Origin of the sequence: Erythrobacter sp. QSSC1-22B, from assembly GCF_001678665.1 — a bacterium.
Classification (GTDB): Bacteria; Pseudomonadota; Alphaproteobacteria; order Sphingomonadales; family Sphingomonadaceae; genus Qipengyuania.
In genome coordinates this window covers 224,332-249,548 of record NZ_LZRP01000006.1, presented here as the reverse complement: position 1 = coordinate 249,548, position 25,217 = coordinate 224,332, and the positions used below count along the sequence as shown (strand labels likewise).

General features: G+C 64.4%; 24 protein-coding genes and 1 other annotated feature. Of the genes, 16 read left to right on the top strand and 8 right to left on the bottom strand.

The features are described 5' to 3' along the window. On the bottom strand, positions 1-915 hold the full coding sequence (locus A9995_RS11780) for a YaiO family outer membrane beta-barrel protein (protein WP_168157395.1): 915 nt from the start codon (positions 913-915) through the stop codon (positions 1-3). Between the two features lie 104 nt (positions 916-1,019). Further along, on the bottom strand, positions 1,020-1,391 hold the full coding sequence (locus A9995_RS11775) for a response regulator transcription factor (RefSeq protein ID WP_145916925.1): 372 nt from the start codon (positions 1,389-1,391) through the stop codon (positions 1,020-1,022). Between the two features lie 290 nt (positions 1,392-1,681). Here A9995_RS11775 and A9995_RS11770 point away from each other — a divergent pair, with 290 nt between their 5' ends. The 9 genes from A9995_RS11770 to A9995_RS16100 all read left to right on the top strand — a co-directional run bounded on the left by A9995_RS11770 (position 1,682) and on the right by A9995_RS16100 (position 11,085). Next, positions 1,682-2,530, top strand: a complete 849-nt coding sequence (locus A9995_RS11770) for a hypothetical protein (RefSeq protein ID WP_067613191.1) — start codon at positions 1,682-1,684, stop codon at positions 2,528-2,530. 221 nt (positions 2,531-2,751) lie between these two features. Next, on the top strand, positions 2,752-4,935 hold the full coding sequence (locus tag A9995_RS11765) for a spermidine synthase (RefSeq protein WP_067613190.1): 2,184 nt from the start codon (positions 2,752-2,754) through the stop codon (positions 4,933-4,935). Between the two features lie 78 nt (positions 4,936-5,013). Further along, positions 5,014-5,067, top strand: a sequence feature (sul1 is cis-regulatory element that is thought to sense ions involved in sulfur or methionine metabolism; They are found in Alphaproteobacteria). Positions 5,068-5,159: 92 nt separating this feature from the next. Next, on the top strand, positions 5,160-6,644 hold the full coding sequence (locus A9995_RS11760; protein WP_067613188.1) for a SulP family inorganic anion transporter: 1,485 nt from the start codon (positions 5,160-5,162) through the stop codon (positions 6,642-6,644). 15 nt (positions 6,645-6,659) lie between these two features. Further along, on the top strand, positions 6,660-7,511 hold the full coding sequence (locus A9995_RS11755; protein WP_067613186.1) for a universal stress protein: 852 nt from the start codon (positions 6,660-6,662) through the stop codon (positions 7,509-7,511). Positions 7,512-7,626: 115 nt separating this feature from the next. Continuing rightward, positions 7,627-8,004, top strand: coding sequence for a helix-turn-helix transcriptional regulator (locus A9995_RS11750; RefSeq protein ID WP_067613184.1), 378 nt, complete (start codon positions 7,627-7,629; stop codon positions 8,002-8,004). Further along, positions 8,001-9,068 carry an ACR3 family arsenite efflux transporter gene (gene arsB / locus A9995_RS11745; RefSeq protein ID WP_067613182.1) on the top strand — a complete coding sequence of 356 codons (1,068 nt, stop codon included), beginning with the start codon at positions 8,001-8,003 and terminating at the stop codon, positions 9,066-9,068. The genes A9995_RS11750 and arsB overlap by 4 nt, the downstream gene beginning before the upstream one ends. Positions 9,069-9,091: 23 nt before the next feature. Beyond that, positions 9,092-9,829, top strand: a complete 738-nt coding sequence (arsH, locus tag A9995_RS11740) for an arsenical resistance protein ArsH (RefSeq protein ID WP_067613180.1) — start codon at positions 9,092-9,094, stop codon at positions 9,827-9,829. A gap of 89 nt (positions 9,830-9,918) precedes the next feature. Further along, the gene (locus A9995_RS11735) at positions 9,919-10,332 is read left to right on the top strand and encodes a holin family protein (protein WP_067613178.1); all 414 of its coding nucleotides are present in this window, start codon (positions 9,919-9,921) and stop codon (positions 10,330-10,332) included. A 363-nt stretch (positions 10,333-10,695) separates the two neighbouring features. Beyond that, positions 10,696-11,085: an I78 family peptidase inhibitor gene (locus A9995_RS16100; RefSeq protein WP_082992678.1), complete on the top strand. Its 390-nt coding sequence runs from the start codon at positions 10,696-10,698 to the stop codon at positions 11,083-11,085. 84 nt (positions 11,086-11,169) lie between these two features. On the opposite strand, the gene A9995_RS11730 is transcribed toward A9995_RS16100, so the two are convergent. Further along, positions 11,170-14,463 carry an autotransporter outer membrane beta-barrel domain-containing protein gene (locus A9995_RS11730; protein WP_067613176.1) on the bottom strand — a complete coding sequence of 1,098 codons (3,294 nt, stop codon included), beginning with the start codon at positions 14,461-14,463 and terminating at the stop codon, positions 11,170-11,172. A 536-nt stretch (positions 14,464-14,999) separates the two neighbouring features. Beyond that, complete coding sequence (locus A9995_RS11725; protein WP_233998192.1) at positions 15,000-15,161, bottom strand: YqaE/Pmp3 family membrane protein; 162 nt, start codon at positions 15,159-15,161, stop codon at positions 15,000-15,002. A 488-nt stretch (positions 15,162-15,649) separates the two neighbouring features. On the opposite strand from A9995_RS11725, the gene A9995_RS11720 reads away from it, so the two are divergent. Both A9995_RS11720 and A9995_RS11715 read left to right on the top strand, forming a co-directional pair. After that, positions 15,650-15,982: a hypothetical protein gene (locus A9995_RS11720; protein WP_067613174.1), complete on the top strand. Its 333-nt coding sequence runs from the start codon at positions 15,650-15,652 to the stop codon at positions 15,980-15,982. Between the two features lie 41 nt (positions 15,983-16,023). Beyond that, entirely contained in the window at positions 16,024-17,352 is a 1,329-nt protein-coding gene (locus A9995_RS11715; RefSeq protein ID WP_168157394.1) for a dTDP-4-dehydrorhamnose 3,5-epimerase family protein, read from the top strand. 39 nt (positions 17,353-17,391) lie between these two features. Here A9995_RS11715 and A9995_RS11710 read toward each other — a convergent pair whose 3' ends face one another. Continuing rightward, positions 17,392-18,150 (bottom strand): hypothetical protein, encoded by a 759-nt coding sequence (locus tag A9995_RS11710; RefSeq protein ID WP_067613170.1) that lies wholly within the window; start codon positions 18,148-18,150, stop codon positions 17,392-17,394. A gap of 235 nt (positions 18,151-18,385) precedes the next feature. On the opposite strand from A9995_RS11710, the gene A9995_RS11705 reads away from it, so the two are divergent. The 3 genes from A9995_RS11705 to A9995_RS11695 all read left to right on the top strand — a co-directional run bounded on the left by A9995_RS11705 (position 18,386) and on the right by A9995_RS11695 (position 20,483). Continuing rightward, entirely contained in the window at positions 18,386-19,351 is a 966-nt protein-coding gene (locus tag A9995_RS11705; protein WP_233998191.1) for a rhodanese-related sulfurtransferase, read from the top strand. Next, positions 19,348-20,010 (top strand): glutathione S-transferase, encoded by a 663-nt coding sequence (locus tag A9995_RS11700; RefSeq protein WP_067613166.1) that lies wholly within the window; start codon positions 19,348-19,350, stop codon positions 20,008-20,010. The genes A9995_RS11705 and A9995_RS11700 overlap by 4 nt, the downstream gene beginning before the upstream one ends. Positions 20,011-20,159: 149 nt before the next feature. Further along, positions 20,160-20,483: a DUF6481 family protein gene (locus A9995_RS11695; protein WP_067613164.1), complete on the top strand. Its 324-nt coding sequence runs from the start codon at positions 20,160-20,162 to the stop codon at positions 20,481-20,483. A gap of 128 nt (positions 20,484-20,611) precedes the next feature. On the opposite strand, the gene A9995_RS17085 is transcribed toward A9995_RS11695, so the two are convergent. The 3 genes from A9995_RS17085 to A9995_RS11685 form a co-directional block, all read right to left on the bottom strand. Next, the gene (locus A9995_RS17085; protein ID WP_168157393.1) at positions 20,612-20,749 is read right to left on the bottom strand and encodes a hypothetical protein; all 138 of its coding nucleotides are present in this window, start codon (positions 20,747-20,749) and stop codon (positions 20,612-20,614) included. After that, the gene (gene ppk2, locus A9995_RS11690; RefSeq protein WP_067613310.1) at positions 20,746-21,510 is read right to left on the bottom strand and encodes a polyphosphate kinase 2; all 765 of its coding nucleotides are present in this window, start codon (positions 21,508-21,510) and stop codon (positions 20,746-20,748) included. The genes A9995_RS17085 and ppk2 overlap by 4 nt, the downstream gene beginning before the upstream one ends. A 99-nt stretch (positions 21,511-21,609) precedes the next feature. Continuing rightward, the gene (locus A9995_RS11685) at positions 21,610-22,899 is read right to left on the bottom strand and encodes a Yip1 family protein (protein ID WP_082992677.1); all 1,290 of its coding nucleotides are present in this window, start codon (positions 22,897-22,899) and stop codon (positions 21,610-21,612) included. A gap of 358 nt (positions 22,900-23,257) precedes the next feature. Here A9995_RS11685 and A9995_RS11680 point away from each other — a divergent pair, with 358 nt between their 5' ends. Then, positions 23,258-24,214, top strand: a complete 957-nt coding sequence (locus A9995_RS11680) for a helix-turn-helix transcriptional regulator (protein ID WP_067613161.1) — start codon at positions 23,258-23,260, stop codon at positions 24,212-24,214. A 184-nt stretch (positions 24,215-24,398) separates the two neighbouring features. Then, positions 24,399-25,217, top strand: a complete 819-nt coding sequence (locus tag A9995_RS11675; RefSeq protein WP_145916923.1) for a hypothetical protein — start codon at positions 24,399-24,401, stop codon at positions 25,215-25,217.

The window sequence follows — 25,217 nt, the reverse complement described above, 5'->3', positions numbered from 1 at the left end:
TCAGAAGCCGAACCTGAGGCCCAGTCTTCCTTCGGTACGATCAAGGTCGTCATCACGCCATTCGTGCGCGGCCGATGCGGTCATTGAAATGGTGCGGGTGAGAGGAAATTCGGTCCCCGCGAACAAGGCCGTCGTGTTGGTGACCACGCCCAGGTCGGTATCGGGTCCGGTCGCCGCACCAAGGAAAAATCGCAGCCGCTCACGCGCGTAATGGTCCGCCCGCACCGAAGTACCCAGGCGGAACGATCCGCCCCCTGCCCGAATTGCGTTGGCACGCGCCGTTATCGAATAGCGCCCATCATCGAAATACTGGGTGACCACTGGCGAGAGAAGCAGAACATCCTGGACCGGAAAGCGCTGAAAACTCGCATCGAATCCGACGACCAACGGGTTGGCAGAATTCGTCAAACGCTGCTCGACGCCCACTCCGGCACTCCACTCGGGACGGAAATCGGCCGATGGCGTGATGGAACCGTTGAAAGTGAACCAGCTGTTCGCAGCGGCCTGAACCGTAGCCCCGATCGCGAGTTCCGCATCCTCGATACCGAAGCGGCGATAGTGGGTTGCCCTGAGGTTCGACGATACCGTCGCGCTCAACGGCACCAGCGCGCCCGCAGCGACCTCGCTCCAGCCCTCCCGCCCCTGCGACAGGTCGCTGATCGCTCCTTCGACGTAGAAAAAACCTTGCCGCACTGTAGGAACCCCGCGTCGCTGCTCGATCAGCGCGAGCCCCTGGGCCGCATCCACATAATCGGGCGCTCCCGCGAGCACGAAGCGGAACTCGGCCGCTGCCGCATCTGTCTCGTTCACAGCCAGCAAGGCGTATCCCAGCTGCACGCGCGCATCCAGGTCCTGAGGGTTTGCAGCCACCCAGGGTTCAAGCAATTCGACTGCCCTGCCGGGATCGCCCGCCAACCGTGCAGCGACCGCTTCCTCATAGGGGCTTGGCTGCGCCATAGCGGGCGATGGCGCTGCGGTTAGCACTCCAATCAGGAGCGCAGTGGCAAGCGATGCGGATTTCATGGCGCGTCCTTCAGCAGCCTCTCGAGCCGCGCCAGCAATTCTTCCGGCATGAAAGGCTTCAACAGGTAATCGTTGGCCCCAAGCTCGAGGGCGCCGACGATATCCTGTTCGCCTCTTCGCGCGGTGAGCATGATCACCGGAGTGAGAGCATGCGCTTCCGAGGCTCTCATCCGCCGCAGCACCTCGAACCCGTCATGCACCGGCATCATCGCGTCGAGCACCACCGCATCGGGCGCCGAATCCTCCAGCCTGGCAAGCGCCTCACGCCCATCGCGCGCTACGATGGGATTGTAATCGCGCGCAGCAAGCCTGAATTCCAGCAGCTCCGTGAGGAGCGGCTCGTCGTCTACCACCAAGACTGTTTTCATTGGGTTGCTTTTCACTCCAAACATTCACATTTCGTTAGTCGCTTCAAGATTGATGTCAGCTTGACAGCCGAAGCCCGCCGGCCACAGGCAGCTTGCTATCTGGCGGTTCACTTCGGTTTTGCCGACCCTGGCGCGTCTCTTCCGCTCGTCGGTCATGCGAGGCGCAAGCATCCGTTATAGGACATCGCCTACTTCTTTTGGTCAGATGGCCTTCTCGGAAAGACCATCTTGTGCTCTTGGCGCCTTGATGTGAGACCCTCCACATCCGCCAATCGCAGACTGTTTTTTCAATGCCACACCTGCCCCTGCTTGCGGGCTCGCCCGAGGTGACCGATGTCCATCTGCCGCCTGCAAAGGAATGGCACGGGTTCGACGCGGGCGCCTGGGCATGGGAGCCCGCAGCATGGCAAGAGGGCTGTGACGCGCTCATCCGCGATGCTGTGACACGCAAGCTCAACCACCTCTACATCACCCTGACGATCGCCGACAGGTGCGTCCGTCACGAAGCCGAACTGAGCAGGTTTGTCCGTGCCGCAGCCCAAGCGAAGATCGCTGTCGAAGCAGTCGAGGGCGATCCGAGAATGGTTCTGACTAATGGCCTGTCCAAAGCGCTGGATCGAGCGCGTGCCATCGCGCGCTATCGGGCGAATGCGCCAGCCGACGCACAGCTTGCGGAAATTCAGTACGATATCGAACCCTACGTGCTGCAAGGCTGGGGAAAGCCACCCGTGGACTATCGCGCCTGGAGCGCTGCTGTAAATGCGCTGGCGCGAGCCGTGGGCGCGCAGGTCCACCTCGTCCTGCCATTCTGGGTCGCGGACGAAGCCTGCGGTGTCCGATTTCTCCGCGATGTCGAACCCTCGGTAAAAGCAGTGACAATCATGGGCTACCGCACCGAAGCCGCGCTTGTAGCGGATCTGGCTCGGCCGCTTCTCCATTGGGGTGTCGAAGCAAGCAAACCCGTACGGATCGCTCTGGAGGCCGGCCCGGTCGCAGGCGAGACCCCGCCCGACCGGATCAGTTTCCTCGGCAACGAACAGCGGATGTTCGATGCTGCAATCGAGGTTGCACAAGCGGTCTCGAGCTGGGATTCCTTCGCCGGCATCAGCTTCCACGGCCTTTCGTGGTCGCTCCGCTAACGAAGCCGGCCATCGGCTCGCGACCGGATACCCATTCGTCCAGGATTTGCCGACGAGGCCCCCTCGCCGCTGCACCTGTTTCGCGGTTCCGCGTGTCCCGATCCGATGCAAAGCGGCGGTTTGCCGGTTGTTCCCTTGCGAGGGTTGAGATAACCGAGCCGCGTGTCGGCACCGTACCGCATCCGTAAGCGTCAATCAGTTGGGATGCGATGAGCCAGTCCATGCAAACGAGCGCGCCTCAGAAGCCGCGACGGGCGCTGTTCGCGCTGGTCATCTTCGCGGGCAGTTTCCTGTTGTTCTTGATCCAGCCGCTCGTAGCGCGCCTCGCGCTGCCGCAGCTCGGCGGCGCGCCCAATGTCTGGAACAGCGCGATGCTGGTGTTCCAGCTGCTGCTGCTGGGCGGCTATGCCTATGCCCATCTGCTGAGCCGCTGGCCGCTGCGGCGACAGGGTATCGTCCATATCGCGCTGCTGCTGCTGGCGGCCCTGGTGCTGCCGATATCGCTGGCCGATATCGCCCCGCCCGCTGCCGGGTGGGAAGTGCTGTGGGTCCCGGCGCTGCTGGCGCTGACGGTCGGACCGGTGTTCCTGCTGGTCGCGGCGCAGGCCTCGCTGATCCAGCGCTGGTTCGCCGCGGCGCCGGGTGCAGGCAACCCCTATCCGCTCTATGCGGCTTCCAATCTGGGCAGCTTCACCGGCCTGCTCGCCTACCCGCTGTGGCTTGAACCGCGGCTGTCGCTGAGCGCGCAGAGCGAACTGTGGTCGCTGGGTTATGGCGTGCTGATCCTGCTCTCAATGCTGGCCGTGGCGCAGCGCTGGAAAACCGCTGAGGCGACCGCAGAGCCGGTGCAGCCACGCGCCGAACGGCCCGCAACGCGCATCGTGCTGGTGTGGCTGGCACTAGCCGCAGTCCCCTCGGGGCTGATGCTCTCGACCACCACGCTGCTGACCACCGACATCATGGCGATGCCGCTGTTGTGGGTAATCCCGCTCGGGCTCTACCTGCTCAGTTTCTCGGTGGCCTTTTCTGACGCCGGTCACTGGACCCGGATCCTGACCCGGATGGCACCCGTGCTGCTGCTCGCTGCGGGCTGCTTCGCAATGGTTTCGGGCGGGCAGGCCAATCCGGCGATCGCGCTGGCGATGGTCGGGCTGCTGTTCGTGCTGGCGGTGGCGCTCCACGGCAGGCTCTACGCGCTGCGCCCCGATCCCTCGCAGCTGACCTATTTCTATCTGATCGTCGCCGCCGGTGGCGCGCTGGGCGGCGCTTTCACCGCGCTGCTCGCACCGGTGCTGTTCGACTGGATCTACGAGCACGCGATCCTGCTGCTCGCGGCGGCAGCGCTGATGCCGCAGACGCTGGTGATCGAGCGGGTGCGCGCCTTCTTGAGCGATCGAACCGCGGGCAAGGCGCTCGTCATCGCGCTGGTCGTGCTGGCGACGCTGCTCTCCTGGCTGCTCCACCGCGCCACTGAGGCGGGCGACGGCGAGACGATCCTCGCGCTGATTGCCGCGATGGTGCTGATCGGGGTCGCACTGGTCGGCGTTCGCCCCGCGTTTGTCACAGTCGCGGCACTGCTGATGCTCGGTCACGGCGGGCTCTCGACACTGGCGCTCAGCGCACAGGGCGAACGGTCGCGGACCTATTTCGGGGTCTACAGCGTGGTCGAGACCGAGGGCGGGCGGTTCCGCCAGCTCAACCACGGAACCACCAATCATGGCCGCCAATGGCTCGACCCCGAGCGCCGCCGCGACCCGACCAGCTATTATGGCGATTCCGCCGGGATCGGCATTGCGCTCAACGGCGCCGCGCCCGATGCCGCAATCGGGATTGTCGGGCTCGGTGCGGGGACGCTCGCCTGCTACCGCAAGCCGACACAGCGCTGGACCTTGTTTGAGATCGATCCGCAAATCCTGTCCTATTCGCGAGACGGGAGCTTTACCTTCCTCTCCGACTGCGCTCCCGATGCGCGGATGGTGATCGGCGATGCGCGGCTGGAGCTGGCGAAAGAACCCGCAGGCCGTTTCGATCTGCTGGCGATCGACGCCTTCTCCTCGGATTCGATCCCGCTGCATCTGATGACCGAGGAGGCCTTCGCAACCTATGGCCGCGCGCTGGATCGCGACGGGTTGCTGCTGGTGCATATCTCCAACCGTTTTATCGATCTGGCACCGATGGTCTCGGCGCTCGCAGAGGCGCAGGGGTGGCAGGGGCGGTTGCGCTTCGACGACGAGGATCTTGCCGAAGGTTTGACCCCATCGGTGTGGATAGCGCTGGCGCGCGACGAGCAGGCGCTGGCCCGGCTGGAAGGCGATAAGGATTTCGCCTGGGAGCCGCTGCCCCGCCCGGCGCTGCGGGCCTGGACCGACAACAATGCATCGATCCTGCCCCTTATCCGCTGGTAGCGGCGACCGCTCGGGTGCGCTCGCTCAGGCGTTCGCACTTGCAGCATCCCATTTTGTGACATAGAGGCGCGCCTATCCATCGGACCCGGCGCTGCCGGGTGGCTCGGCCCGGCGCCTATCCCCGGGACAATGTTCAAACCGGCAATTCCCTTCGCACATCGTGGTCGTCGCCTTGCGCCGTTCCCTTGCGTCACGCCGGTTGTGTGGGTCAGGCAATCATCCCCATGTTCGATATCGATACGCTCAAGCGCGAATGGCTTTCCAATCCCCGGCGCGACATTCTCGCCGGGATCGTCGTGGCGCTTGCGCTGATCCCCGAGGCGATCGGTTTCTCGATCATCGCGGGCGTCGATCCGCGTGTCGGCCTCTACGCCTCGTTCTCGATCGCGGTGATCATCGCGCTGGTCGGTGGCCGCCCGGGCATGATTTCCGCCGCCACCGCCGCAGTCGCGGTCATCGTCGTCCCGCTGGTGCGCGAGTACGGGGTCGACTATCTCTTCGCCGCAACCGTCCTTATGGGCGTCATCCAGGTGATCGCGGGCTACCTGCGGCTCCACCTGTTGATGCAATACGTCTCGCGCTCGGTCATTACCGGCTTCGTCAACGCGCTGGCGATCCTGATCTTCATGGCGCAATTGCCCGAGCTGACCGGCGTGCCATTGCTCACCTATGCGCTGGTCGCTGCGGGCCTCGCGATCATCTACCTGATGCCAATGCTGACCAGGGCGATCCCTTCGCCGCTGGTGGCGATTGCGGTGCTGACGGCGGTGGTGTTCTATATGGGCTTCGACGTCCGCACCGTCGGCGATATGGGCGAACTCCCCTCCGCGCTGCCCGCGTGGTTGATCCCCGACGTGCCCTTCACGCTCGAGACGCTGCAGATCATCCTGCCCTATTCGCTGACCATGGCGGCGGTCGGGCTGCTGGAATCGATGCTGACCGCGCAGATCGTCGACGATCTGACCGACACCGGCTCGGACAAGCAGCGCGAGATGAAGGGCCAGGGCATCGCCAATTTCTTCACCGGCTTCCTTGGCGGTATGGGCGGCTGCGCGATGATCGGCCAGTCGGTCATCAACGTGAAATCGGGCGGCGAGACGCGGCTTTCGACCATGGTATCGGGCGTGTTCCTGCTGTTCCTGCTGCTGGTGCTGGGATCGCTGGTGGCGATCATCCCGATGGCGGCGCTGGTCGCGGTGATGATCATGGTCTCGATCGGCACCTTCTCGTGGCGTTCGATCAAGGATATCCGCATCCACCCCTGGCAATCCTCGGTGGTCATGCTCGTGACCGTCATCATCGTGGTCTGGACCCACGATCTGGCGCAGGGCGTGCTGGCGGGCGTGATCCTTTCGGGTCTGTTCTTCGCCGGCAAGGTCAAGCAGATGTTCACCGTCGAGACCGACCTGTCCGCGGATGGTCGCATCCGGACTTATGCCATCGGCGGACAGGTGTTCTTCGCCTCCTCCGACAGCTTCGTTTCGGCCTTCGACTACAAGGAGGTACTCGACCGCGTCGTCATCGACGTCAGCCAGGCGCATTTCTGGGACATCTCGGCGGTGGGTACGCTCGACAAGGCGATCCTCAAGTTCCGCCGCGAGGGGACCGAGGTCGAGGTGCTGGGCCTCAACGATGCCAGCGCGGCGATGATCGATCGCTATGCAATTCACGACAAGCCGGGCGCCGACGGGCAGCTTGGCGCGCACTGAGTGGGAGAGAGAACCTTGGAACACGTACTCGCGGCGATCGACGCCTCGACCTATGCCACCAGCGTCTGCCGCTACGCCGCCTGGGCGGCGGTGCGGCTCTCACTTCCCGTGGAACTGCTCCACGTGGTGCAGCATCCCGATCCGGTCACCGCGCGCAAGGATCTGTCGGGCGCGATCGGGCTCGGGGTCAAGAGCGACCTGATGGAAGAGCTGGTGCGCCTGTCGCGGGACAGCAGCCGGATCGAGATCGGGAAAGGCCGCGTATTGCTGGCCGCGGGCGAGCAGATGCTGCGCGAAGCCGGCGTTGCCGAGGTCGCCGCGCTGCACCGCCATGGCGGGGTGGTCGAAACGATTCTCGAACGCGAAGAGAGCGCCCGCTTGCTGGTACTCGGCAAGCGCGGCGTCGCGCATGAATCGGCGGGCGACCATATCGGATCCATGATCGAGCGCGTTGTCCGCGCCAGCGCCAGGCCGGTGCTGGTCGCCTCGCGCGATTATTCCGAGCCCAAACATATCGTCTTCGCCTATGACGCCAGCCCCGCCGCCGACCGCGCGCTCGAGCGGCTGGCAAACTCGCCGCTGTTCGAGGGCCTGCCGGTCACCATCGTAATGGCCGAGGCGAGCAGCGAGACCGACCGCGCCAGGCTGGCCAGGGCCGAAGCCGGTTTCGCGCCCGAGCATTCGGTCACCGCGATCATGGAACGCGGCAAGGCCGAGCAGGTGATCCCGGGCGTCGTGGCGGCTACCGAAGACGCGCTGCTGCTAATGGGTGCCTATGGGCATTCGCCGATCCGCCGGATGATCCTTGGCAGCACGACCAGCGAGATGGTCCGCACGGTCAAGGCCCCGGTGCTGATGGTCCGCTGAGCGGGCGCCACGACCAGAACAGGATTGCATAGACCGCATAATTCGATAGATTTCGAATTATCGATTGACGAGCCTCCTGCGCACACTATCTCCGCTCCGGTATTAAGGGGCGAACATGGCCGAAACCGAACAGATCTGGGCCGTCGATGCGCTGGCCGCGCTGGCGCACGAGACGCGACTTACGGTGTTCCGCAAGCTCGTCCAGGCGGGCCCCGAGGGCATGATGGCGGGCGAAATCGCGCAGGCCTGCAACGTGCCCCCATCCACCATGTCGCATCATCTCGCCAATCTCGAACGCGCCCGGCTCGCCATCTCGCAGCGCGAGAGCCGCGTCATCCGCTACCGCGCGCACTATGACGGGATGCGCCGGTTGATGGGCTTCCTGATGGAGAACTGCTGTCAGGGCGACCCGCGGCTGTGCGCCGATCTGCCCGAACTGGCCGCCTGCCCGCGCGAGGAAGGCGCCAGTGCCGACGCCCGGCTCGCCCAATGACCCCGCTGGCTAAACCCGAACCCGGCACCTCCGCGCTGGGCAGTTTCGAGCGCTATCTTTCGCTTTGGGTGCTGGGCGCCATCCTCGCCGGGATCGCGCTGGGGCTGATCGCGCCCGCTCTGGTCGGGGTCATGGCGGGGTTCGAATACGCCTCGGTCAATCTGGTGGTCGCGGTGCTGATCTGGGCGATGATCTTCCCCATGATGGTCGGGGTCGATTTCGGCAGCATCAAGGATATCGGCCGCAAGCCCAAGGGGCTGGTGATCACGCTGGTGGTCAACTGGCTGATCAAGCCCTTCACCATGGCCGCGCTGGCGGTGCTGTTCTTCGATTACCTCTATTCCGGGCTGATGACGGAGGGCGAGGCCGACCAGTATATCGCCGGGCTGATCCTGCTCGGCGCCGCGCCCTGCACCGCGATGGTCTTCGTCTGGTCGCAGCTGACCAAGGGCGATCCGGCCTATACGCTGGTGCAGGTCTCGGTGAACGATCTGATCATGATCGTCGCCTTCGCGCCGATCGTGGCGCTGCTGCTGGGCGTCACCGATATCGTCGTGCCGTGGGAGACGCTGCTGCTCTCGGTCGGGCTCTATGTCGTGGTCCCGCTGGTGGCGGGCGGCATCGCCCGGCGGCAGGTGGTCGCCAGCCATGATGGCGACGAAGGCGCGGTCGACGCCTTCACCGCGCGGCTCAAACCCTGGTCGATCATCGGCCTGCTGGCGACGGTGGTGCTGTTGTTCGCCTTCCAGGCGGAAACCATCGTCGGCAATCCGCTGCTGATCGTGCTGATCGCGATCCCGATCGTGATCCAGTCCTACGGTATCTTCGCGCTCGCCTATGCCGCCGCCTGGGCGTGGAAGGTGCCGCACAATATCGCGGCGCCCTGCGCGATGATCGGCACTTCCAATTTCTTCGAACTGGCGGTGGCGGTGGCGATCGGGCTGTTCGGCCTGTCGAGCGGCGCAGCGCTGGCGACCGTGGTCGGCGTACTGGTCGAGGTACCAGTGATGCTCAGCCTCGTCGCCTATGCCAACCGCACCCGCAACCGCTTCCCGGCCGCCTGAAACGCCCGAACCGAAAGCTGCCGATGACCCGCCTGCGCCCTCTCGCCGATCCCGACCACCTGCCTGCCCTGCGCGAGGAATATCTGCGCGCCCGGCCCGCCGCCGGGCTCGGCGCGCTCGACCCGCCGCCGCGCATCCTGCTGCTCTACGGGAGCTTGCGCACCCGCTCCTACTCGCGGCTGGCGGTAGAAGAAGCGGCGCGGCTGCTCCGGCGGTTCGGATGCGAGACGCGGATCTTCGACCCTTGCGACCTGCCGCTGCCCGACCAGGTGGCGGATGACGACCACCCCGCAGTGGCGGAATTGCGCGAGCATTCGCTGTGGTCCGAGGGTCAGGTGTGGTGCAGCCCCGAGCGCCACGGCCAGATGACCGGGATCATGAAGGCGCAGATCGATCACCTGCCGCTGGCCTACAAGGGCCTGCGCCCGACGCAGGGGCGAACGCTGGCGGTGATGCAGGTCAGCGCCGGATCGCAGAGCTTCAACACCATCAACGCGCTGCGCATGCTCGGGCGCTGGATGCGGATGGTGACCATCCCCAACCAGTCCTCGATCGCCAAGGCCTATGAGGAATTCGACGAGGCGGGGCGGATGAACCCCTCGCCCTATTACGACCGCATCGTCGACGTGATGGAGGAGCTGGTCCGCTTCACCGTGCTGCTGCGCCCGCACGCCGCGCAGCTGGTCGACCGCTATTCCGAGCGCAAGGAGCGCGACGAGCCGGTCGAAACGCCAGCGGATCGCGCGGGGCTGACCGGATAGTCGGCTCAAGGGCCTCTCCGGCACTTTTCACTTTCCTACACTAACCAATATGGTTCACACTTCCGGCGAATCGGAAGGAGAACCCACGCATGGCACTCGTAGAAACGCTCATCGGTCCGCTCGCCTCGCTGCTCGACAAGCTGATCCCCGACAAGGAGGCGCGCGCCCGCGCCAAGCTGGAATTGCTCCAGATGGAGGGAACGCAGGAATTGCGCACAATCGAGGCGCGGCTGGCGGCGATCGTCGCCGAAGCGGGCTCGGAGGACCCCTGGACCAGCCGCGCGCGGCCGTCGTTCCTCTACGTGATCTATGTCCTGCTGCTTTGGGCGCTGCCAATGGGCGTGCTCGCCGCCTTCTCCCCCGCTACCGCGAAGGATATCGCCGCGGGGATGAACGCCTATCTCGCGGGCCTTCCCGAGCCGCTCTACGCGCTCTTCGGCACCGGCTACCTCGGCTACACCGCCGCGCGGCAGTGGGGCAAGGCGAAGGGCGTGGATCGGTAGGAGGGGCGGGTTTCGGGCTTGGGGGGCGGATTGATGAAGGTCCGCTGTTGGGGTGGAAAGCTTCCGGTCCGCTTTTAGGAGGTTAGACTTGGTAACAAGACGTTTAGCTGTTCAGCTCGCTCGGCAGCTACGTGCCAATTATGAGACCTTCATTGCGCAATTAAGCTAACCCGAAAACTACCGAAATTAAACCTTACGCAAAGCTTTAAACAATATTCTGTTTAGTCTAATAGATTTTTGGTGTTGGCTGATAATCTGCCAGGCGTTGGGTCGCCCGATTAGTCCGGAAATTAGGGACAGCGATACATGAGGGTGGCGCAAGGTAAGGTGGACGAGTCAATACAGACGGCGTAGTGTAGCAAGATGATCCTCCGTTTTATCTCGTGCGCCCTCGCGCCGATGCTTATAACTGCTTGTGTGCAAGATATCGCCTTGGTGGCGGACGTTGAGGCGCAGAATGGACCAAGTGCAGGTACAGCGGTAACCGCGCCTCCTCTGCGCGGATCGGTGAATCCGCGCGAACCGACGGAACGATTTTCCGGTGCATTCGAGATCTGCGACGGCGAAGCCATGCATGAATGGATTGGGCGACAATTTGACGCAGCAAGCGAGACTACGCTGTTGAGTGCGAGCGGTGCTGCCTCGTTGCGCCCGGTGCGACCGGGCCAAGTAATCTCGATGGATTACCAGTCCGACCGGCTAACGATTGAGCTTGATGGAGCGGATGTCATACTTTCCTTGCGCTGCGGTTAGGTTCTGCAACCCTTCCGGCTTCCTGCGGGCATGAAAAAGGGCCGCCGGATTGCTCCGGCAGCCCCGTGTCATGGTTTTATCGGCTCAGAAGCGGAATGTCATATCCACCACCGCGCGGTCGTTGCGCAATTCGCTGCGGCCAACGCTGGTCTCGACGCCCGCGCCGAACTTCACCGGGCCCTTGCTGATGGCGAGACCGCCCTTGAGCTCGCCCCAATTGCTGTCGCCATTGGCGAACGGCAAGGAGATAGTCACATGGTCGGCAGCCGCGAAGCGGACATCCAACCCGCTGTTCGCGCCGTCAAGCAGGCGGACATAATCGGCCTGGATCTGCGGGACGAAGGTCCATCCATTGCCGAGCGACTGCGAACCAGCCAGTTTCAGCCCCAGTTTGGCATCGACCCGTTGCGTCGTGATGTCGTCGATGGCCAGCGCTGCTTCTCCGCCCAGCTCGTTGAGATTGGACAGTTTGGTCCGGCTGTAGCCGAGCTGCACGCGCGGTGTGAGTGTCAGACCCTGGGTGACGCCGAGATTCACACCGGCTTCGGTCAAGGCGATCATGCGCGATGCGTCCTGCTGCCCGAATAGACCGACGCCGCCCTCCGCACCGAACCCGGTGCGGTTGGTGCGTATCTTGGCCTGCTCCATGTTCGCCGCAAAGCCGACATAAGCTGCGCCGCCCAACTTGTAGCTGCCATAGACCGAGGCCTGATCCAGCCGCGACCGAGCCTGGTCGTTGCCATTGGCGCTCAGCCCGCTGGCATGACCGGCGGCGACGCCGACTACGAAGTCGCGCGCAACCTCGTGTTCCAGACCCATGCCGATATAGGTCGACCGCGCGCCGTCCTCGATCCGGTCGCCCGAGAAGGAGAGGTCTTTCGCGCCGAACACGCCACCCGTGACGAAGCCCGAAATGCCTTCGGGTAGCGCGACTTGCTGACGGTCAGGAGCAAGCCCGGCAAAACCGGCCTGGGCGAGCTGTGTCGCGCGGCTCATGCCATCGCGGTCAATGGCACCCAGCGGCGCGCCAACGACACTGAGCGTGCCCGAGCCTTGCGTCCCCATCATCGAAAGCCGGTCGGTCACCGAACCGAACAAGGTATTGCCCTGGCGTTCAAACAATTGTCGCCCCTGCTCCGGAGAGCGCGGTGCCAGGCTGCTCAATGCCCGCGTCAGCGCAGCGCCATCCATCAGGTCGATACTGCCGTACAGGTTGTAGAGCGCATCATATGAGCCGTCGCGGAGCGTATCGAGAGCCTTGGCAAAGGCTCGGGCGGTCGGATCGTTCCCACCGATGATTTCTACCAGCGCTCCGGCGCGCAATTCGGCATTTATGGAGTCACTGGTGTAGGTGAGCTCCGGCCGCAGAACGCCTTGGAAGGAATAGACTTTTGCGAATTGCCCTTCGATCCCGCCAGCCGCGCTGGCAATAGTGAAAGACTGCCCATGCCGGGGCGCCGCGCCCTTGGCCTTGTTGAAGACGAGCGACGCGCCGGTGCCGGCGATGTCGTTCGGATCGGACAGCGATAACGTCCCGGTAACGGACAATTTGTCCGCGCCGGCGCGACCGGCATCGATAAACAACGCTGCGCCCGATGCGAAAATTGCATTGCCGTCTATTGTGAGGGTGCCGATTTGGTCCGCTCCGCCCGGTGCCACGACCCCCGCAACCGAAGTGAAAAACGGCGCCCGCAAGGTGCCGGTTCCCGTGATCAAGCCGGTCAGTTGGAACGCTTCGTTGGCGCTCAGGAAACCGTCGATATTGGTCCAGCCGGCGATTTGCGTGAAATCACCCAATGATCGAAGAGCCGCTTGGCGCTTGATATCGAGGATCGCCGGCCCGTCGAGCGTCAACCGATCGATCTCGATGTCCGCGCCCGATAGGGTGGTCTTGCCCGAGCTGAGCGTCACATCGAAATAGCGCGGGCGGATGCCTTGTTGAGGATTGGCGGTGATGTTGTTCGGCACGAAGTTCTCGGTGCCCGGTCCGCCCTCGACAAAGAACTGCGGCCCGGTTGCCCCGACAATTGCATCCTGCTCAAACTCGGTGCAGCCAGCCTTGGGAAAGGGGAACACCAGTTCGATGCCGCAGACCTCACCGTATTTCGCACCATCGGCGCTTATTTCTGCGCCGGGAGCATCGGGCAGGCGGTTGATGAGTTCGCCATCCAGGGCGACAAGGTAGTTCGGGTCCATTGCCTGTATCCAGTGGTCCGGATCGGTCCACTGTCCGTCTTGCCCCTTGGTGGTCGCGTAGACATAGGGATTGTTGGCGACGATGATCTGCCAAAAGGCATGGAGCGGCTGATAGAAGCTGTAACTGCCATAGGCATCGCCAAAAGCGGCAGCCCCGAAGATGCTGCCGCCGCCGGAAAGAACCCCGAGGATTACGTCTTTATCGTATTTTTCATCAAGGACCAGCGGGCCACCGGAATCTCCCCCTGCGGTCGTGCCTTCCCGTGGCAGCGAAGTGTCGCCAGGACCGAAGATGCCAAAGTCCAGCTTGAGCTGGTTCACATCATATACGCCGCTGGGGTCGGTGAACCCAGTGAAATAAAGGTTTTGCGGCAGCTGGCCGCTGGAACCAAATCCGATACCTTCGTCGAGGTCGTCGAGCGATCCGAGAAACGAGACATAATTTTCTGCGATCCGACGGCGGAAATCGATGCCGATATTACCGGAAGCGTTGGTGCCGCGCCCGCCATAACCGACAATCGTAGTGTGTTCCTGCCCGTCGAGCGGGGTAAACAGCATTGCCCAGGTCGGGATGTCGAAGGCTGGCGTATCGAGTGTAGCGATGGCGATATCGGCCTGTAAAAAGCCTAGTCCGGGGCCGAGGTCCAGCGAACGCGGATCGTACCAGACGTCTTCCACGTTATAGATGTTGAGAGCCGGATTGCTCGCATAAAGTGTCCCGCCATTCAGGCCCAGCCATTGTAGCAAAGCTGGCCGATTGTCCGCATTGAAGCCGAAGCTAATGGGAACGCCGCCGGTTGGCTGGCCATAGCTGGCGGCTGCACGCGTGTTTACGCAATGAGCTGCGAAAATGACGGTGCGCGGATTTATCAATGTTCCGGTGCACAAACCAAGCCCTAAGGTGGCGGGGTTGGCACGAACGGCCATCTGGCCAACACCGGTGACCCCGCTGTCGAGGCTGCCTGCCGGCGCCGTGACATTGGGGCTGATGTCATCGCGGGTGATGATATCCGGGTCTCTGTCCGGCGCTACGCTGAAGTCGGCAACGGAGGCCGAGGCAGGTCCGCTCACGCTGACGACGGGCGCGACACGGTCTTGCGCCGAAGCGGCGACCGGCAGCGACAGGACTAGGGCGGAAGTCGCAGCCAGTAGGCCGTGACGCAGTGCGGTGTTGTTGATCATGCAGTCCCCCAATGTTTTTACGAAGAGAGCACGACCAGTGACGAATCGCCCCCTAACCCGATTGCGAGGCTAACGTGAGATCGCCAAAAGGTTAAGGGAAAATTAATGATTTTCATGTGTTCAATTGCCTTTCGGAGCCATTCATGGCGAGCCGCCTCACACAGAGTTCGCTCAATGCGCGAAACTTCCGCAGCACAATTTTTCGGGCCTATCGACCGGAGGAAGCCGCTGGAGACTGCTCTCTTTTTGCACCGTCGCGAAGCGGATAATCTGCTCCCGATCCGCAACCTGCTGAAGCGTATAACATGAGGGAGTGGCAGGTTTCAGTATGCAGTGGAGTTCACCCCGTGGCAGCTACTGGGTCGTTAGCGGAATATCGGCTTTCGATAGCAGCAAGCTAAAAGCGGACAGTCGGTAAATGGCCCAATTCCGGACCTTACGCGAATTTTTTTACAAGCAATCGTTATCAGGGCCGTATCTCGGCAACAGACATAGCCGTTTTTAGGGATGCGAACGAGCGCTCGCCGCCCCTCTTCTCAACGCATGTAATTGACATAGATGCCATGAACCAACCCTGGAATGAACAGAATTATCGTAAGGACTAGATTGATTAGGAACGTCTTGCCCAACCCATGCTTGAGCGCAACGCCAAGCGGCGGCAACAGAACGGTAGCAATAAGCGTAATCAATGCCATCATCGGCTTGTCTCCTTTCCGAACACAATCCTCCGCCGATTAAGTCGTTCCGTAGGCGCCAAAACAGAGCGGCGTGAACTGGCCCACCAAGGGTCGGTTCATGAAAAGCAGCTTTTATAGCTACAGTTGCCAAAACCTGCCTGTCAGCAATCGGCCCAATTCCCGCGCTTAAGGTGTTGCCGATTGAATGGTAGCTTTCGGGGAACGAACTTCTTGTCGCGAATGTCGCAAACTGGGGCGTTTGCTGACTGGCTGCCATCAACGTCAGCCCAAATTGAACTGGCTTGCCACTGCCCGCGCAATTTGCGGCACCCTCGCACCCTAGACTCCGCCATCCGCGCGCCTCCGCCCCAACCTATATCTCCAATTCGGACCTATCCCCCTGCCCGCCAACACCCCCAAGTATGGCACCCAGTAACGGCGGACGAGTCGGGGACCATTTGCCTAATTCGTGTCCCAATCCAGCTCCGCTTTTATGGAAGGATGAAGTCATGAAAAAGGAAAACGGACGCAAGTTCCTGTCGTCGCTCTATCGCGACTTGCCCGACGAGGCCGACGGGTCGTTCGATGTCGCGGTGACCCGGCTGATCGACACGCAGGGCAAGAAGGCGGTCGCGGGCGATCAGGCGCTGCAGAGCCTGATGATCCATTACCTGACCTCCGATCCCAAGCGCGGCGCGGTCGGGCGGGAAATCTCCGCCGCGGTGGCGGGCATCAAGATGGCGGCGGTCAGCGCCTTCTCCGCCAGCTTCCCCGATGCCGATCTCGAGACGCTGATCCGCGAAGCGCGCTCGGCCGGCCACCATGTCGAGGTGCTCGGCTAGGGCCGCCGGAAGCGATGAAAGCGCGGATGAGGATGCGGATCATGACCGACCGACCCGACCTCGCGGCGATCGCTGGCCTCCGCTGGAGCCGCAACTGGCGGCTACCCAACGGAGGCCAGTCGTTCGTGGTGCCCGTCGCCACGCGGCGCAGCTTCAACGTGGTGTTCCACGGGCGCGAGAAGTTCAGCTATGGCCATTACGGGGTCCATCTCGGGCAGGAAGACCGGCTGACCTTCCTCGGCGCGCCCGATCGCATCATCACCGCACGGTTCATGGATCTGCGCGCCGGTTCGCCCACCGGTGGGCGGCGGCTGACGGTGCAATTTGCGCCCGGTTCGGAATACGAGCTGCGGATCCCGCCCGGGGTCGCGCATGATTTCGACGGGCTCGAACAGATCGACACGGTGAACAATTACGCGGTGTACCTCCCCGATCCGGCACGCTGGGCGGCGGGCGAACAGGAGTGGGACATGGATGCGGATATCGTCAATGTGCCGCACTCGGTCGCCGATGCGGAAACGGCGGAGAGTGAGACTAAGGGCCCGGCCGAGACCGAAGGCCCGCGCGCGCCGCGGTTCCATCCCAATGCGCGCCCCGCTTCCGATGTCTTCTACCGCCTGCTGGCCGAGCGCCAGCGCGAGGGGATGGCGCATCTCGCGCATTCGCACGCCTATACGGTCGATACCCGCGATGCCTCGGGCAGCCCGCGCAAGCTCAAGATCAGCGAACGCGCGCAGCGCGGGGTCGAGCCGCGCGACGAGCCGATCCCGCCGATCGCGGGGTTGCACTGGCAACAGCTCGCCTATGTCGAGAGCGGCCCGGCGTCGGGGATCCGCCCGTTTTTCGAAACCCGCCCCTATTACATGGTCGACCACGGCACCGCGCCCTATGCCCACGACGCCTTCGGCATCCATCTGGGGCAGGACGACCATCTGACCTTCCTGGGTAGCGACGATGCCAGCGTCGAGGTGCAGTTCGTCGACTGTCGCCGCGGCTCCGCGACGCTGCATGCGCAGGTGGCGCTGCGGTTCAGCCCCTGCGCGCATCGCACGCTGGTGATCCCGCGCGGGGTCGCGCACCGCTTCACCGGGCTGGAGAATGTCGTCACGCTCAACCAGGGGGTGGCCTATCTCGACCGCAACGGGGATTACGAGCCTGCGACCGATGTCATCGACTGGCCGGTGGGGCGGAGCGACTATCCGGTGCTCGCGGTGAACGACGAGCCCGCGGGCGAGGAATATTACGACGCGCTGGTGGCAGGGCAGCAGCGGATGCGCGCCACGGGCGCGGCGCCCTCCACCCCGATGGTGCTAATGGTGCCTGATGCCACGGGCAAGCCGGTGAGCGTGGCAATCCGCCAGCAGGGCTGAGGCGCTTTTGCCGCCCCGTTGGCCGCTCTAATGGCCGCCCTACCCCGGCAGCATCGCATAGGTGATCCGGATCCGCACCCAGGCACCGACCTGGTACGACCCGCCGACCCGGGGGGGGCGGACCTGGAATTGCCACGCGGCGGCCTGCGCCGAGCGGGCGATGGCCGAACCCGCGGGGCTCTCGCCGACGATCACGCAATCCTCGACCCGCCAGTTGGGCGCGGTCTTGCAGGCGATCAGCCCCCACCCCGGCCCGCGCGCGGCGGAGAGATAGCCCGCGAGCTCCTGATTGGTCGGCTCGCGATACCAGCGCGCGGCGTAGAGCGGCGAGCCATCGGGAGCGGCGCCCACCACCTCGCTGTCCGGCGCGCCGGCGCGGGGCCGGTTGGCCGGGCCATACTCGGCACCCGGGCGGATGACCGCGGTGGCGCGCGGGGGCGATGGCGGTGCGGGGGTTTCGGGTGTGGCCTCGGGCTGAGGCAGAGCCGGCGGAACGAAAACCTGGCTTTCGCGCGGCAGGGCGCTGGGCGGCAGCGTCAGCGGGCTGGCCGGTTGCGGCGTGGCGGGTGACGGGTCCTGCGGTGCGGTGGGGGCGGCGGAGTCCGCCTGCGGGGCTTGCGGCGGGGTCTCCTCCTCCTGCGCCTCGGGGCGGATGGCCTCGCTGGCGTCGAAGGTAGTGACGCTGGTGGTCGAGGGTGTGCCTGCCCCGCCGCCGACGCCGAGGCTTAGCAACACCCACAGGATCAGCAGCTCGATCGCAAGCGCGGCGGCGATCGCGGCCACGCGGCGCGGAACCATCTCGGGCAGGCGCGGAAGCGCGAACCGCCGGGCCTCTCGCTCGGGAGCGCTGTGTTCGACGACCGAGATAGCGCTTTCGTCCTGCCCGTGTTTGCGTGGAGGCCGCAGCCCCTAGTGATGGAGCGATGAATATCGCCTGTCGCTGCCGCGGGTGCAAGCCCGGCAGTGCTGCGGATCCGTTGCCGGGGATGGATCGGTGCTGACGCGCGGCGGGTCTGGCGCTATGGGGCCTGCGATGCCCAGCGCCCATCCCCGCTCACCGGCCCCCGTCTCCGTGGCCGCGCTCTACCGTTTCGCGCGGTTCGAGGACTGCGAGCCCTTGCGCGCGGCGCTCGAGGCGCTGTGCGCCGAGCAGGCCATCCGCGGCACGCTGCTGCTCGCGCCGGAGGGGATCAACGGCACCATCGCCGGAGCGCCGGACAGCATCGCGCGAGTGCTCGCGCATATCCGCGCGCTGCCCGATTGCGCCGATCTCGACGTCAAGCTGTCCACCGCCGCCGCCATGCCGTTCGAGCGCATGAAGGTGCGGGTGAAACCCGAGATCGTCACCATGGGCGAGCCCGGGATAGATCCGCGCGCGGCTGCGGGCACCTATGTCGCCCCGCACGACTGGAACGCGCTGATCGCCGACCCGGACACGATCGTGATCGACACCCGCAATGATTACGAGGTGGCGATCGGCAGCTTTGCAGGCGCGATCGACCCCGCGACGCGCAGCTTTCGCGAATTTCCCGAATGGTTTCGCGGCAAGCGCGAGGAATTGCTCGGCACGGGCCGCCAGCCCCGGGTGGCGATGTTCTGCACCGGCGGGATCCGCTGCGAGAAATCGACCGCCTTCCTCAAGGAGGAGGGCGTCGAGGAGGTCTATCATCTGAAAGGCGGCATCCTGGCCTATCTCGAGGCGGTGCCCGAGGCGGACAGCCTGTGGCGCGGCGAATGCTATGTCTTCGACCAGCGGGTGGCGATCGGGCACGGGCTGGCGCCCGGCAGCCACGACGCCTGCCTCGCCTGCGGTCGTCCGATCAGCGCGCAGGATGCAGCCTCCCCGCATTACGAGGCGGAAGTGAGCTGCGCCGCGTGCCATGGCGAACGGAGCGAGGAGCAGCGCGCGACCTTGCGCGAACGGCGCCGTCAGGCCGCGCTCAACGCGGCGGCCGCCGCTCGCCCCCGGACGCGCGGGACCGGGAGCCCGGTTCGATGACGGATGCAGCCGCCCCCGTGCTCTACAGCTTTCGCCGCTGCCCCTATGCGATGCGCGCGCGGCTGGCGCTGGCGATAAGCGGCACGCGCTGCGAATTGCGCGAGGTGCGGCTGCGCGACAAGCCGCCGAGCCTGCTCGAGGCCTCGTCCAAGGGGACGGTGCCCGTGCTGGTGCTGGCGGACGGGACAGTGCTCGAGGAGAGCGTGGATATCATGCGCTGGGCATTGGCACGGAACGACCCCGAGGGCTGGCTGGCGCGTGCGGATGCCGATCTGATCGCCAGCTGCGACGGGCCCTTCAAGCGCTCGCTCGACCGCTACAAATACGCCGAACGCGACGGAACCGATGCGCCGGCGCACCGCGCCGAAGGGGCGGCGTTTCTCGAGGTTCTCGACGCCCGGCTGGCTGGGCGGGACCAGCTTGGCGGCCAGGCGCGCGGTTTCAGCGACGCCGCGATCCTGCCCTTCGTGCGGCAATTCGTCGCGGTCGATCGGGCCTGGTTCGACGCGCAGCCGCTCGCGCGCCTGCGCCACTGGCTCGACCGTCACCTCGCATCCGACCTCTTCGGCGCGATCATGCTGCGGGTCGAGCCGTGGGCGGCGGGCGAACCGATGGTGTGGTTCGAGCCTTCGCTCCGGGAACCGCGCAACCCTGCGTGATGTTCACAAGAGTGGCGATCCGGCGAAAAATGCCCTAACGGCCTCGCAGGCCGGTCCTGCGAGTGCCATTTCGAACACGAAAGCGCACCGCAAACGGGCCGGATTTCACCAATTGCATTCACACTTTCTGCATTCAGGAGCGAATTTCGATGAAGGGTTTCAAGGATCCGGGGTTTCAGGACCGGGCAGCCGCCTCGGCCCGCGCCAAGAAGAGCGCGCTGGAAAAGCTGAAGGCCGCGCCCAAGCCCGACGAAGCCGAACTCGCCGCGGGTGCCGAACGCCAGAAGGCGCGTGAAGCCAAGGCTGCGGCCAAGCGCAAAGCGATCAAGGCGGAGCGCGAGGAAGCGCAGCGGATCGAGCAGGAGAAGCGCGCCGAGGCCAAGGCCGAGCGCGAAAAGCCCGAGCCGACCGAAGCCGAACGCAAGGCCGCTCGCGACGCGAAATACGCCGCGCGCAAGAAGCGCAAGTCCTGAACCGAGCTGGAGCCGCCGGTCCGACCGGCCCGGCTAGCTGAAGCCGGCGCAAGCCGTGTCTCGAAGCTAGCCCGCATTGCGATGTGCCGACCGCGGTGCGCGACTGGCGGCCCGGTATCTCGCGCAGGCTAACTTTCGTCGTGGCCGAGCCCGCTCATGCCGTCGAGCCGGTCGTGCCCGACCGCGGTGATCCACGCGCCCGCGCACAGGAAGATCGCCGGGAAATTCGATTCCGGGAGCCACGGAATGCGCGCCGCCTGGCTCACGGCGCGAGCCGCCCGTCCTCCAGAGCCGCCAGTTCGAAGGGGAACAGGATTTCGGGGTCGGGAGGCGCCACGTCCTGCAGTATCTCGGCTGGCGCCACCTCGCTCAATATGTGCTGGATGATCGCCCGCCGAGCGGGAACCTTGCGATCCGCGCGGACGCAATACCACGGCGCGATCGGGGTGTGCGTGCGCGTCAGCATGGTATCGCGCGCATCCGAATAGTCGCTCCATTTTTCCTGCGCCACCCGATCCATATCGGACACCTTGAGCGCTTTGAGCGGATCGCTGCGCCGCGCGTCCAGCCGCCTGCCCTGCTCCTCCTTCGAGATGTCGAGCCAAAGCTTGACCAGCTTGATCCCGCTCTCGGCGAGCATGCGCTCGAAATCGGGGGCATCGCGGAGGAAAGCGGCCTGCGCCTCGGGCGGCGAGAACCCCATCACCACCTCCACCCCGGCACGGTTGTACCACGAGCGGTTGAAGATCACGAACTCGCCGGCTCCGGGGAGGTGCTCGATATAGCGCTGGAAATACCACTGACTCCGCTCGCGGTCTGACGGCTTTGGCAGCGCCACCACGCGAGTGGCGCGCACCGAAAGATATTCGGTGATCCGCTTGATCGAACCATCCTTGCCCGCGCTGTCGCGGCCTTCGAGTACCAGCACGATCCGCTGACCGGACTGTAGCGCCGCCTGCTGGGTCTGTACCAGCGCAAGCTGCAGCCGCTCTAGCCTGCTCTTGTCGTCGTCGTCATCCTGGCTCATCATTGCCCCCTTTTTCTCAGTGCCGCCAAGGCTTCAACGCGCCAGCGCAGGAATTGGCCGTCGCAATGACGCGGAAAAGGGGATGATCGGAGGCGGACATCAGTCCCCATTCGCTGCCCGCTCGATCCCGCTGAAATCGATGCCGTGCACGGCGGATTTCATTTGCTGCATATCGACACCCCGGCCTTCCGCTCTCACAATCGCGCGATTTCCCACGACGACGCTGTAGGTGCCGCGCTCGCTTGCGCTGTCCCATTTCTCGATCGTCAATCGGCCGTTCACGGTGCCGGTCCGTTCGTAACCGGTTGCCGTCTCGCTCTCGCTTTCCATCCCCATGGTGCCGGCCATGGCGGCCATTCCGCCGAGCGCGGACATATCGACGATCTCTAGCTCGATGGAGGTGTTGCCGCTGCCGTAGCGAACCTGGGCATTCGAGCCGATGCCGGTGCCCAGCGAGGCATTCTGGCGTTCGGTCATGGGCAGGCCCGCCACGGTTTCGGGCAGCAGCGAGGCAAGAAACTTCTGATCGAGCGGTGCCGCCGGACTGCCCCCGAGAGCGGCCTCGACCGCTCCGCCTTTCTCAGCCGACGACGCCATCGCGCCAAGATCGATGGAGCCTCCACCGGGCAGGGCGATCGTCCCGGGAGCGCCCGTCCCGTCGCCGTCCTCGATCGCAGAAGCAAAACCGCCGCCGGGCCCCGCGGCACCGCCCAGCTGGCCCGCTATCGGAGCGGAGATCGCCCCGATCACGAAACCCGCGACCAGCATCGCAAGCACGACGACCCCGGTGTATGAAAGAGCCTTTTCCCGGGGCGCCTGCATCAGCCGGGGGAGCCCGAGATAGAGCAGGTAGAGGCTGTAAAGACTGAGGATCGACAGGATCGAAAGGGCGGGCAGCAGACTGAAAATGCCTGCCACCCATGCCGCGGTTGCCGAATAGGCCGCGACCTTGAAGGCCTGCACCTTGTCCGGTCGGGCATCGAAACGCGGGGCCAGCGCATTGATGACCAGCGCCAGTACGAATACCCCGACCAGCGTCAGCCCGTATTGGACAAGGGCTGACACCACCGCTTCCAGAAAAGTCGGGCGATAGGTCCCGAGGAACCCCGGATAGCCAAATGCCAGCGTGCCGATCAGCGTCGCCAAGGGCGGGATTGCGGCGAGCGGCCCGACATAGCGCATATAGAGCCCGCCGATCGATGCCGGTTCCCGCTCGATCCGCTCCCATTCGGCGGTGGGCCTGAGCAAAATGTTCTTCACTCGCTCACCGAGCTGCGCAGTCTCGCGTGACGTTTCATGAACTGTAGCTCCAGGAACTTCGCCCGTTCTTTCGGGCGATGCTGCAGCGGTCGCGCTGAATTTTTCTTCGTTCTGGCCCGGCTGGTTCATTTTTCGGCTCCCCCACGGATTGCACCCAAGGGTCGCGGTATTCCTTGTGCGGGGTGCGCATGAAATAGTGCATTTGCTCTACGGACACCGGCACGCTGCGGTATCGGTCCGGCAAACAAGCACGGCCCGATACGCTCGGATCGATCCGAACGCCGGGCGCAGCAGTCGCATTGAGGGTCAGTCCAAGGGGCGCGAAATGCTATCGAATTATTGAAATTCAATGCATTCAGTCTGGACAAACTCAGTACAGCCCGAGCAGGCCGGGCATCTTGACCTACGCTGAAAGACTGGGGTTGCCCGTTTTCGTCCCATAGTGAAGAATGCCCGCGAACGAGGTGGAGCAACAGCTGGGGGGCGCGTGAGTTTCAACGATCAACCGAACCAGCTCAGCGATTTTCTTCTGGAATTGTACCATGATGTGAGCGAGTTCGGACCCGACGAGCTGCGCCGTCGCGTACTCAGGAACCTGCAGGACATTGTGCCATTCGATTTCGCCGTCTGGGGTGGTGGATTGGCGGATGGCCGCCTCGTCACCGACCTGACGGTGCTCGATCAGAGCCCCGCCGTTCTGGGTGAGTGGGAGTCCGTGGCCGAGCGCGATGCCTTTTGCGATATCACGCTGGGCAATCTGGGCACCACCGCGCGGTTCGACGATGTCCCGAACTATCGCGCAGACATGGCCTATAACGAGCACTGGCGCCGGTTCGGCGCATCGCAGATGATGGCAACCATCGTGTCCGAGCAGTCGGACGGTTACGTCAGCTTTGTCGGGCTTTGCGCCGCCGACCGGCATTGGAAGTTCACGGAGGATCAGCGTGCCTTCAAGCAGATGCTGATGCCCCATTTGTCGCAGGCCATGCGGGTGAACCGGGAGCTGTGGGGCCAGGGTGATACGCTGGAGCACGAAGCCGTGGCGCTGGTAGGCAATGATGGCACGATCCTGTCGGTGCAGGGCCCGTTTCGCGATCTGGCGCAGAACGCGTGGGGCGGGCGTGTCGCCAGCATCCCGCGCGAGGCGATGGCATCGCTGCGACGGGCGGGCCGGTGGGAAGGCGACACGGTCAGGGCGCGCATGTCGCCCTTTGGCAGCAAGTATTTCGTCCACCTGTCGGTCGTTTCAGTCCTGACGCGACTGTCGCGGCGCGAAAGCCAGGTGGCGGAGCTGTTCGCTTCGGGGCTGAGCGGCAAACAGGTCGCGCGCGAACTCGGCACCGCACCATCGACGGTCCGCAACCAGATCGTGCGGATTTACGAAAAGCTCGGCGTCTCGAACAAGGCGGCGCTCGCCTCGCTCATCAGCCGCGACCAATCCTGACTGCGAAATGCCGCCGATGGGGCATTTGCACTATTAACGGCATCGGTTCGCTGCGGCATTACCTTGGCATGCAGGCGCCGAAGCGGTTCGGCGCCAAGCGATAGCAAGACCGCTACGATCCGTCCCTAGGGTCCGTTTTGGGTTCGCCCGACCGTCATGGGACGGTCAGTCATGGGGGAAGACGATGACAAAAGCTCGATCGCGCACCACTGGCGACACCGTATTCGGGATCGTATCGGCCGCTATGGCCCTGCTCGGCCTTTGCCTGCTGCCATTCCCCGCTCAAGCGGAGATCGACGGGCATGGTCCCGATGCCTGGCGGGTCCACGATGTCGCAGCCGACGATGCGCTCAACGCCAGGATGGGGCCAGGCACCGAATATCTCATCATCGACACTTTCGCGCATGACGAGCGGGGTCTCCACCAGGTCACCTGCGTTCCGCTGCTGCTGATGGCGTCGTATCAGACGTTGAGCCAGGCGCAGATCGACGCGCTTCCGCCGCGCTGGTGCCTGATGCGCTCGGCCGATCTGAGCAAGGCCGGTTGGGTGCTCCAGCGCTTCCTGGTCGAAGACGGCTATGAGCCAGTGGATTCGCCGACGATTGGACCGAATGCGGTGGCGGGCGAGGACCTGATCGCGCACGCGCAGGATCTTGTCCGCGCGCTCTACGAGGCCGCCGATCTGGCAAGAATGGGTGGGCCCCAACCGCTCGCTCCCGCCAATGCCGGCAATTATTTCTCCTCGGATGTCGTGGCGGGCATGCAGACGCGGCCACTTCAGGCCGATCCGCTTTACGGAGCCCAGGATTTCGACGGTACCGTCGGCGAGCCTGAGCCCGACCGGGACCAACCCATGCTGCGCGGCATGATCACCCTGAATGTCGCCATCGTGAACTTCGGCCAGCCGCACACCGCGGTCTTCAGGCTGCGCGCCGACCCCGAACGGCCCGGCGCGCCAATCCGGATATTCCGCATCGAACACGACGGCTGGTCATTTCCCTAG

What these genes read in the sequence shown, in the direction of transcription:
- arsB (WP_067613182.1), top strand. Translation starts at nt 8,001, where the DNA reads ATGACCCCGCTGGCTAAACCCGAACCCGGCACCTCCGCGCTGGGCAGT.
- ppk2 (WP_067613310.1), bottom strand. Translation starts at nt 21,510, where the DNA reads ATGAGCCAGGATGACGACGACGACAAGAGCAGGCTAGAGCGGCTGCAG.
- A9995_RS11705 (WP_233998191.1), top strand. Translation starts at nt 18,386, where the DNA reads ATGCCCAGCGCCCATCCCCGCTCACCGGCCCCCGTCTCCGTGGCCGCG.
- A9995_RS11700 (WP_067613166.1), top strand. Translation starts at nt 19,348, where the DNA reads ATGACGGATGCAGCCGCCCCCGTGCTCTACAGCTTTCGCCGCTGCCCC.
- A9995_RS11730 (WP_067613176.1), bottom strand. Translation starts at nt 14,463, where the DNA reads ATGATCAACAACACCGCACTGCGTCACGGCCTACTGGCTGCGACTTCC.
- A9995_RS11765 (WP_067613190.1), top strand. Translation starts at nt 2,752, where the DNA reads ATGCAAACGAGCGCGCCTCAGAAGCCGCGACGGGCGCTGTTCGCGCTG.
- A9995_RS11715 (WP_168157394.1), top strand. Translation starts at nt 16,024, where the DNA reads ATGACCGACCGACCCGACCTCGCGGCGATCGCTGGCCTCCGCTGGAGC.
- A9995_RS11685 (WP_082992677.1), bottom strand. Translation starts at nt 22,899, where the DNA reads ATGAACCAGCCGGGCCAGAACGAAGAAAAATTCAGCGCGACCGCTGCA.
- A9995_RS11760 (WP_067613188.1), top strand. Translation starts at nt 5,160, where the DNA reads ATGTTCGATATCGATACGCTCAAGCGCGAATGGCTTTCCAATCCCCGG.
- A9995_RS11720 (WP_067613174.1), top strand. Translation starts at nt 15,650, where the DNA reads ATGAAAAAGGAAAACGGACGCAAGTTCCTGTCGTCGCTCTATCGCGAC.
- A9995_RS16100 (WP_082992678.1), top strand. Translation starts at nt 10,696, where the DNA reads ATGATCCTCCGTTTTATCTCGTGCGCCCTCGCGCCGATGCTTATAACT.
- A9995_RS11695 (WP_067613164.1), top strand. Translation starts at nt 20,160, where the DNA reads ATGAAGGGTTTCAAGGATCCGGGGTTTCAGGACCGGGCAGCCGCCTCG.
- A9995_RS11710 (WP_067613170.1), bottom strand. Translation starts at nt 18,150, where the DNA reads ATGGTTCCGCGCCGCGTGGCCGCGATCGCCGCCGCGCTTGCGATCGAG.
- arsH (WP_067613180.1), top strand. Translation starts at nt 9,092, where the DNA reads ATGACCCGCCTGCGCCCTCTCGCCGATCCCGACCACCTGCCTGCCCTG.
- A9995_RS11735 (WP_067613178.1), top strand. Translation starts at nt 9,919, where the DNA reads ATGGCACTCGTAGAAACGCTCATCGGTCCGCTCGCCTCGCTGCTCGAC.
- A9995_RS11775 (WP_145916925.1), bottom strand. Translation starts at nt 1,391, where the DNA reads ATGAAAACAGTCTTGGTGGTAGACGACGAGCCGCTCCTCACGGAGCTG.
- A9995_RS11770 (WP_067613191.1), top strand. Translation starts at nt 1,682, where the DNA reads ATGCCACACCTGCCCCTGCTTGCGGGCTCGCCCGAGGTGACCGATGTC.
- A9995_RS11675 (WP_145916923.1), top strand. Translation starts at nt 24,399, where the DNA reads ATGACAAAAGCTCGATCGCGCACCACTGGCGACACCGTATTCGGGATC.
- A9995_RS11725 (WP_233998192.1), bottom strand. Translation starts at nt 15,161, where the DNA reads ATGATGGCATTGATTACGCTTATTGCTACCGTTCTGTTGCCGCCGCTT.
- A9995_RS11750 (WP_067613184.1), top strand. Translation starts at nt 7,627, where the DNA reads ATGGCCGAAACCGAACAGATCTGGGCCGTCGATGCGCTGGCCGCGCTG.